Genomic DNA, 6,000 nt, shown 5'->3' with positions numbered 1-6,000 from the left:
CTGGTGCACGAGCAGGGTGGCGTCGCCACCGTCGTCCAGGATCATGTTCGGGCCGCCGGTGGGAGTGTTGGGCCAGGTCAGGGCCTGTTCCGTGCACCACCAGTACTCTTCGAGGCTTTCGCCCTTCCAGGCGAAGACCGGGACACCGCTCGGGTTCTCGGGCGTGCCCTCGGGGCCGACGGCGACGGCTGCCGCCGCGTGGTCCTGGGTGGAGAAGATGTTGCAGGACGCCCAGCGGACCTCGGCGCCGAGGGCGACCAGGGTCTCGATGAGGACGGCGGTCTGCACGGTCATGTGCAGCGAGCCGGTGACCCGGGCGCCGGCCAGCGGCTGCGTGGCGGCGTATTCGCTGCGCAGCGACATCAGGCCGGGCATCTCGTGCTCGGCGAGGGTGATCTCCTTGCGGCCGAAGGCGGCAAGGGAGAGGTCCGCGACCTTGAAGTCGGTGGCGGTAGTGGTCATGCGGGCTGCTCCTCGGTGCGATCGAGGCGGACAGGGATGTGGCGCGGCGGCAGGGCGGCGGGCACGACCGGTTGCGGGCGTACCTGTCCCCTAGCGGCAGCGCAATCCGTCGGAGGCCCTCTCTCCCTCGGCCGGTCAACCTGGGGCGACCGCCCGACCGCCATCAGCAGCGACGTCTGGCTCGGTACGAATCTACACCGGTCCGCTGATCGGCCGCAGTTCCTGAGGTCAGCGGCCGCCGGGCGTCTGGTCGGGGTCGGGGCCGGCCGCGGCCGCGGCTTCGCTGTAGATGTCGGGTTCGAGGTAGATCACGCGGGCGAAGGGTTCCGCGGCGCGGATGCGTTCCTCGGCGGCGTCGATGGCGCGGGCCACCTCGGTGGCGGTGTCGTCGTGGTCGACCGCGATCTTGGCGGCGACCAGCAGTTCCTCCGGGCCCAGGTGCAGGGTGCGCATGTGGATGATGCGGGTGACGGTGTCGCCGTCGAGCATGGCCGCGCGGATGCGGGCGAGGGATTCGGGCCCCGCGCCCTCGCCGAGCAGCAGGGACTTCGTCTCGGCGGCCAGGACGAGGGCGATGCAGATCAGCAGGGTGCCGATGCACAGGGTGCCGATGCCGTCCCAGACCCCGCTGTCGGTGGCCAGCGAGATGCCGACACCGAGCAGGGCGAGGGCGAGGCCGATCAGGGCGCCGAAGTCCTCAAGCAGGACGATCGGGAGTTCCGGCGCCTTGGCGCGGCGGATGAATTCGGCCCAGGAGAGCGTGCCGCGGGTGTGGTTGGACTCCTTGATGGCGGTGCGGAAGGAGAAGCCCTCGGCGCCGATGGCGAAGATCAGAACGCCGACCGGCCAGTACCAGTGGTCGATGGCGTGCGGGTGGCGGATCTTCTCATAGCCCTCGTAGAGGGCGAACATGCCGCCGACCGAGAAGAGGACGATCGAGACGAGGAAGGCGTAGATGTACCTTTCCCTGCCGTAGCCGAAGGGGTGTTCCTCGGTGGCCGCCTGCTTGGCCTTCTTGCCCCCGATGAGGAGCAGGCCCTGGTTGCCGGAGTCGGCGAGGGAGTGCACGCCCTCCGCGAGCATCGAGGAGGAGCCGCTGAACGCGAATGCCACGAACTTCGCGGCGGCGATGGCGAGGTTGGCGCTCAGTGCCGCGACGATCGCCCTGGTTCCGCCTGAGGCGCTCATATGTGCTGGGTGTCCCTTCCGTCGGCCCTGGCGGCTGCCTCGCCATGGCGGGCGTTGCGGTCGGACATTCTTGCAGCCCGGATCGCGGTCGGTGAGTCAGGCCGCCACGGTGGCACGGAAGACGGTGCCTTCGCCGATGAGTTCGCTGCGTTCGCCGGCCGGGATCCAGCAGGATTCGCCCCGGTCGAGGGTCAGCGCGGTGCCGTCCTCGGCGCGCAACGAGGCCTGGCCGGCGGTGCACAGCAGGATCTGCGGGGTGCCCGGGTCGAGGGTGCGGGGGTCGGCGCCGGGGGCCAGGACGTAGCGGGAGAGCCGGAATTCGTCGATCGGGGCGGCGTACACCTCCTCACCGTCGGGGGCGGCCTCGGGGCGCAGGACGCCGGGGTCGCCGGCCTCGAAGCGGACGACGCGCAGGAGTTCGGGGACGTCGATGTGCTTGGGGGTGAGGCCGCAGCGCAGCACGTTGTCGGAGTTGGCCATGATCTCGACCCCGAGGCCGTCGAGGTAGGCGTGCGGGACGCCGGCGCCGAGGTAGAGGGCTTCTCCGGGCTGCAGCCGCACGTAGTTGAGCAGCATCGCGGCGATGACGCCGCGGTCGCCGGGGAAGCTGTGGGCGGCCTTGGCGTAGGCGGCGTAGTCGGCCGCGTGCGGGGTGTCGGGGGTGGCGGCCAGCCGGGCCGCGGCTTCGGCGGCGGCCTGGACGGTGTCGGCCATCGCGGCGGGTTCGGCGCCCAGGACGGCGGCGAGGACCTCGCGCAGCGCCCGGTCCTCAGGATGGGCGCGGAGGATGTCGGCGTAGGGGGCGAGCGTGCCGACCCCGAGCGCGTCGATGAGGTCGGCGGCCTCGGTGGGCCGCCGGAAGCCGCACAGCCCGTCGAAGGGGGTGAGGGCGACGATCATCTCGGGCTTGTGGTTGGCGTCCCGGTAGTTGCGGTCCGGGGCGTCGAGGGGGGTGCCGCGGGCTTGCTCGTCGGCGTATCCGGCCCTGGCCTGGGCGAGGTCGGGGTGGACCTGCACGGACAGCGGTGCGCCGGCGGCGAGCACCTTGAACAGGAAGGGCAGCCGCGGGCCGAAGCGCTTGACGGTGGCGTCACCGAGTTCCGCGGTGGGGTCGGCGTCGATGAGGGTGTCGAGCGGGACGGGCCCGGCGCCGCGGTCCACCCGGGAGGGTGCGCCGGGGTGGGCGCCCATCCACAGTTCGGCCTGGGGTTCGCCGGTGGGCGGGGTGCCGAGGAGTTCGGGGATGGCGGTGGTGGAGCCCCAGGCGTAGGGGCGCACGGTGTTGAGGAGGCGGTTCATGCCGGTCAGGGTCTCTCGGTCGAGGCGACAGCCAGGTAAACGGCGGCGAAGTCGGTCAGGGCGAGGAGTTCCGCCGCGATGTGCAGATCGCTGCCGCCGGGGGCGGCGATCTCGCTGAGCGGGGTGTCGTGCGCGTAGGCCTGTTCGCGGGCGGCGGGTGCCGCGGAGCCGGGCTGGTCGGGGGCTTCCTGGAACAGCACGATGCGCATCCGCAGGCCGTCGGATTCCTCGACGCGGTCGCGGAAGAAGTCGTCGGGGTCCGCGGTGTGGGCGTGCACCCCGGCCTGGAGCGGGCCGTGGGCGGCCAGGGCGGCGGGCAGTTCGGCGCTCAGCGCGGGGCGGCCGGCCCGGGCGGCCAACACGGTCGCGAAGCGGCGGGCCGCGGCGGCGGCGACCCGGCCCTGGCTCCACAACAGCGGGAGGGCGTCGTCGAGTTCCGCGGCGAGGGTCTTGGCGGGGTTGGTGTAGGTGGCGACCGCCGGTCCGCAGCGGGTGGCCACCTCGTCCAGGGTGTCGGCGAGCGCGTGCAGTTCGCTGCTCGGCGCGGTCAGCAGCCCGAGCCGGCCGGTCAGGGCGAGCAGCGGGGTGAGCAGTGCCCAGAAGGCGCCGGTGTCGGCCGCGGTGTCGGCGGTGCCGTTGCCCTCCGGCGCGGCGAAGGGCAGGGCGAGGCCGCGGACCTGGGCGACGGCTTCGGCCAGCGGCGCCTTGGCCGGGGTGACGGCGGCGGCGGTGCAGCCGCGGCGGTAGGCCTGCTCGACCAGGTCGGTGAGGCCCTGCTCGGTGCCGTGCGGCGAGATCAGGAGGAGCAGGTCGAGCGACCCGACCCAGCCCGGCAGCGTCCAGCGCGCCTGTTGCGCGGTGGGGCCGGTCGGGGTGAGCAGTTCGACGGGGCAGCTGCCGGAGTCGAGCGCGGTCAGCACGTCGGCGACCGCGGTCGCGTCGGGCCCGCTGCCGGCCACCAGGAGCGTGCGGGGCCGGCCGTCGGGCTGCAGGCCGGTGACGCCCGCTTCCTCCGCGAGCCGCAGTGCGGTGCGGACCCGGGCGCCGGAGGCGGCGACACCGCGGAGCAGTCCGCGGCTGTCGGCGCGTGCGAGCCTTTCCGGGTCCTCCAGCAGCGACTCGTCGAACAATGCGACCTCCGGTCGTGACGTCGTGGGGCGCGGTCGGACGGGGTCCGGGTGCGGTGGCTCTGTGGTGCGGTCGGCAGGTCAGCCGGGGCGGCGGGCCTCGTCGACCAGCAGCACCGGGATGTCGTCCTTGACCGGGTAGGCCAGGCCGCAGCTGTCGGAGGTGCAGACGAGCTCCGCGGCGTCCACGTCCTCGCGCAGCGGGGCGTGGCAGGCCGGGCAGGCGAGGATCTCCAGAAGGCTGGGTTCGACAAGCGGCATGAGCGGTGTCCTCCGGGCGGTGTGCGGCGGGTGGCCCCGGCCGCCTGTGCGTGCCAGCCTATCGCCGCGTCCGGCGCCGGGTCACAGGGCGGGTGGCGGGCCCTGGCTGCGGGCGGGCGCCCGGCCGGGGCGGGGTCCCGGCGGCAGGCGCGGGGTCAGCCGCGGACGAGGGCGAGGACCTGGTCGCGGATGCGGGCGACGGCGTCGTCGTCGGCGGCCTCGACGTTGAGCCGCAGCAGCGGTTCTGTGTTGGAGGCCCGCAGGTTGAACCACCAGTCGGCGGCGGTGACGGTGAGCCCGTCGAGGTCGTCGAAGGTGACGCCGGGCCGCCCGTCGAAAGCGGCGCGGACCGCCGCGGTGCGCCCGGCCTGGTCGGCGACGGTGCTGTTGATCTCGCCGGAGGAGGCGTAGCGGTCGTAGCCGGCGACGAGCGCCGACAGCGGGCCGTCCTGGCGGCCGAGGGCGGCCAGCAGGTGCAGTGCGGCGAGCATGCCGGTGTCGGCGTTCCAGAAGTCGCGGAAGTAGTAGTGGGCGGAGTGTTCGCCGCCGAAGACCGCGCCGGTGGCCGCCATCTCCTGCTTGATGAAGGAGTGCCCGACCCGGGTGCGCACCGGGATGCCGCCGTGCTCCTTGACGACCTCGGGCACCGCGCGCGAGGTGATCAGGTTGTGGATGACCGTGGCGCCGGGGTGCGCCGCCAGCTCGCGGGCGGCGACCAGCGCGGTGACCGCGGACGGCGGCACTCCCTCGCCGCGCTCGTCGACGGCGAAGCAGCGGTCGGCGTCGCCGTCGAAGGCCAGGCCGAGGTCGGCGCCGGTCTCGCGCACCCGGGCCTGCAGGTCGACCAGGTTCCTGGGGTCGAGCGGGTTGGCCTCGTGGTTGGGGAAGGTGCCGTCGAGTTCGAAGTACATCGGCACCAGGTCGACCGGCAGGCCGGCCAGCACGGTCGGCACGGTGTGCCCGCCCATGCCGTTGCCGGCGTCGACCACGACCTTCAGCGGCCGCATCCCCGACAGGTCCACCAACGAGCGCAGGCAGTCGGCGTAGTCGCCGAGCACGTCGCGGTCGCCGATGGTGCCGGGGGTGACCGCGGCGGCCGGGACGCCGGTCTCCAGCCATTTCTCGGCCAGCGCGCGGATGTCGGCGAGACCGGTGTCCTGGCCGACGGGTGCCGCGCCGGCCCGGCACATCTTGATGCCGTTGTACTGCGCCGGGTTGTGGCTCGCGGTGAACATGGCGCCGGGCAGGCCGAGCCGTCCGCTGGCGAAGTACAGCTCGTCGGTGGAGCACAGCCCGATACGGGTGACGTGCGCGCCGCGGGAGGCGGCGCCGCGGGCGAAGGCGTCGCACAGGCCAGGGGACGAGGGCCGCATGTCGTGGCCGACGACGACGGCGTCGGCCCCGGTGACGGTGGCGAAGGCCGCGCCGAAGATCTCGGCGAGCGGGGCGTCCCACTGATCGGGTACGACTCCGCGGACGTCGTAGGCCTTGACCAGCTGCGACAAATCGGCCACTGCACACCTCTGCTGTACGGGGTCGCGGAGTTCGGACGGAAGGGCGCGGCAATCGGCTGCGGTTCCGGGCCACAACCTACCCCGGGCGGGCACGTGCCCGTCCGGTACGGGTGGCAGCCGGAAAGTGCGGGGTGCCGCTCGGGCAGGAG

General features: G+C 73.5%; 6 protein-coding genes (1 of these 6 only partly in view). All 6 read right to left on the bottom strand.

Annotation, left to right across the window (positions count from 1 at the left end):
- Window positions 1-462, bottom strand: the start of a protein-coding gene (gene ahcY / locus OG702_RS23360; protein WP_327290883.1) for an adenosylhomocysteinase. 990 nt of this gene lie to the left of the window's left edge; the window shows 462 of its 1,452 coding nt (coding positions 1-462); the start codon lies at window positions 460-462; the stop codon falls past the left edge of the window.
- Window positions 463-690: 228 nt separating this feature from the next.
- Window positions 691-1,650, bottom strand: coding sequence for a cation diffusion facilitator family transporter (locus OG702_RS23355; RefSeq protein ID WP_327290882.1), 960 nt, complete (start codon window positions 1,648-1,650; stop codon window positions 691-693).
- Window positions 1,651-1,746: 96 nt separating this feature from the next.
- Window positions 1,747-2,949, bottom strand: a complete 1,203-nt coding sequence (manA, locus tag OG702_RS23350) for a mannose-6-phosphate isomerase, class I (RefSeq protein ID WP_327290881.1) — start codon at window positions 2,947-2,949, stop codon at window positions 1,747-1,749.
- 5 nt (window positions 2,950-2,954) lie between these two features.
- A complete protein-coding gene (locus OG702_RS23345) occupies window positions 2,955-4,079 on the bottom strand; it encodes an SIS domain-containing protein (protein ID WP_327290880.1) in 1,125 nt (374 codons plus the stop codon).
- Between the two features lie 78 nt (window positions 4,080-4,157).
- Complete coding sequence (locus OG702_RS23340) at window positions 4,158-4,337, bottom strand: Trm112 family protein (RefSeq protein WP_327290879.1); 180 nt, start codon at window positions 4,335-4,337, stop codon at window positions 4,158-4,160.
- A gap of 155 nt (window positions 4,338-4,492) precedes the next feature.
- Complete coding sequence (locus OG702_RS23335) at window positions 4,493-5,851, bottom strand: phosphomannomutase/phosphoglucomutase (RefSeq protein ID WP_327290878.1); 1,359 nt, start codon at window positions 5,849-5,851, stop codon at window positions 4,493-4,495.
- Window positions 5,852-6,000: the final 149 nt, after the last annotated feature.

Source organism: Streptomyces sp. NBC_01198, from assembly GCF_036010485.1.
In the GTDB taxonomy this organism is placed as follows: domain Bacteria; phylum Actinomycetota; class Actinomycetes; order Streptomycetales; family Streptomycetaceae; genus Actinacidiphila.
This window is presented reverse-complemented; position numbering and strand designations above follow the sequence as displayed.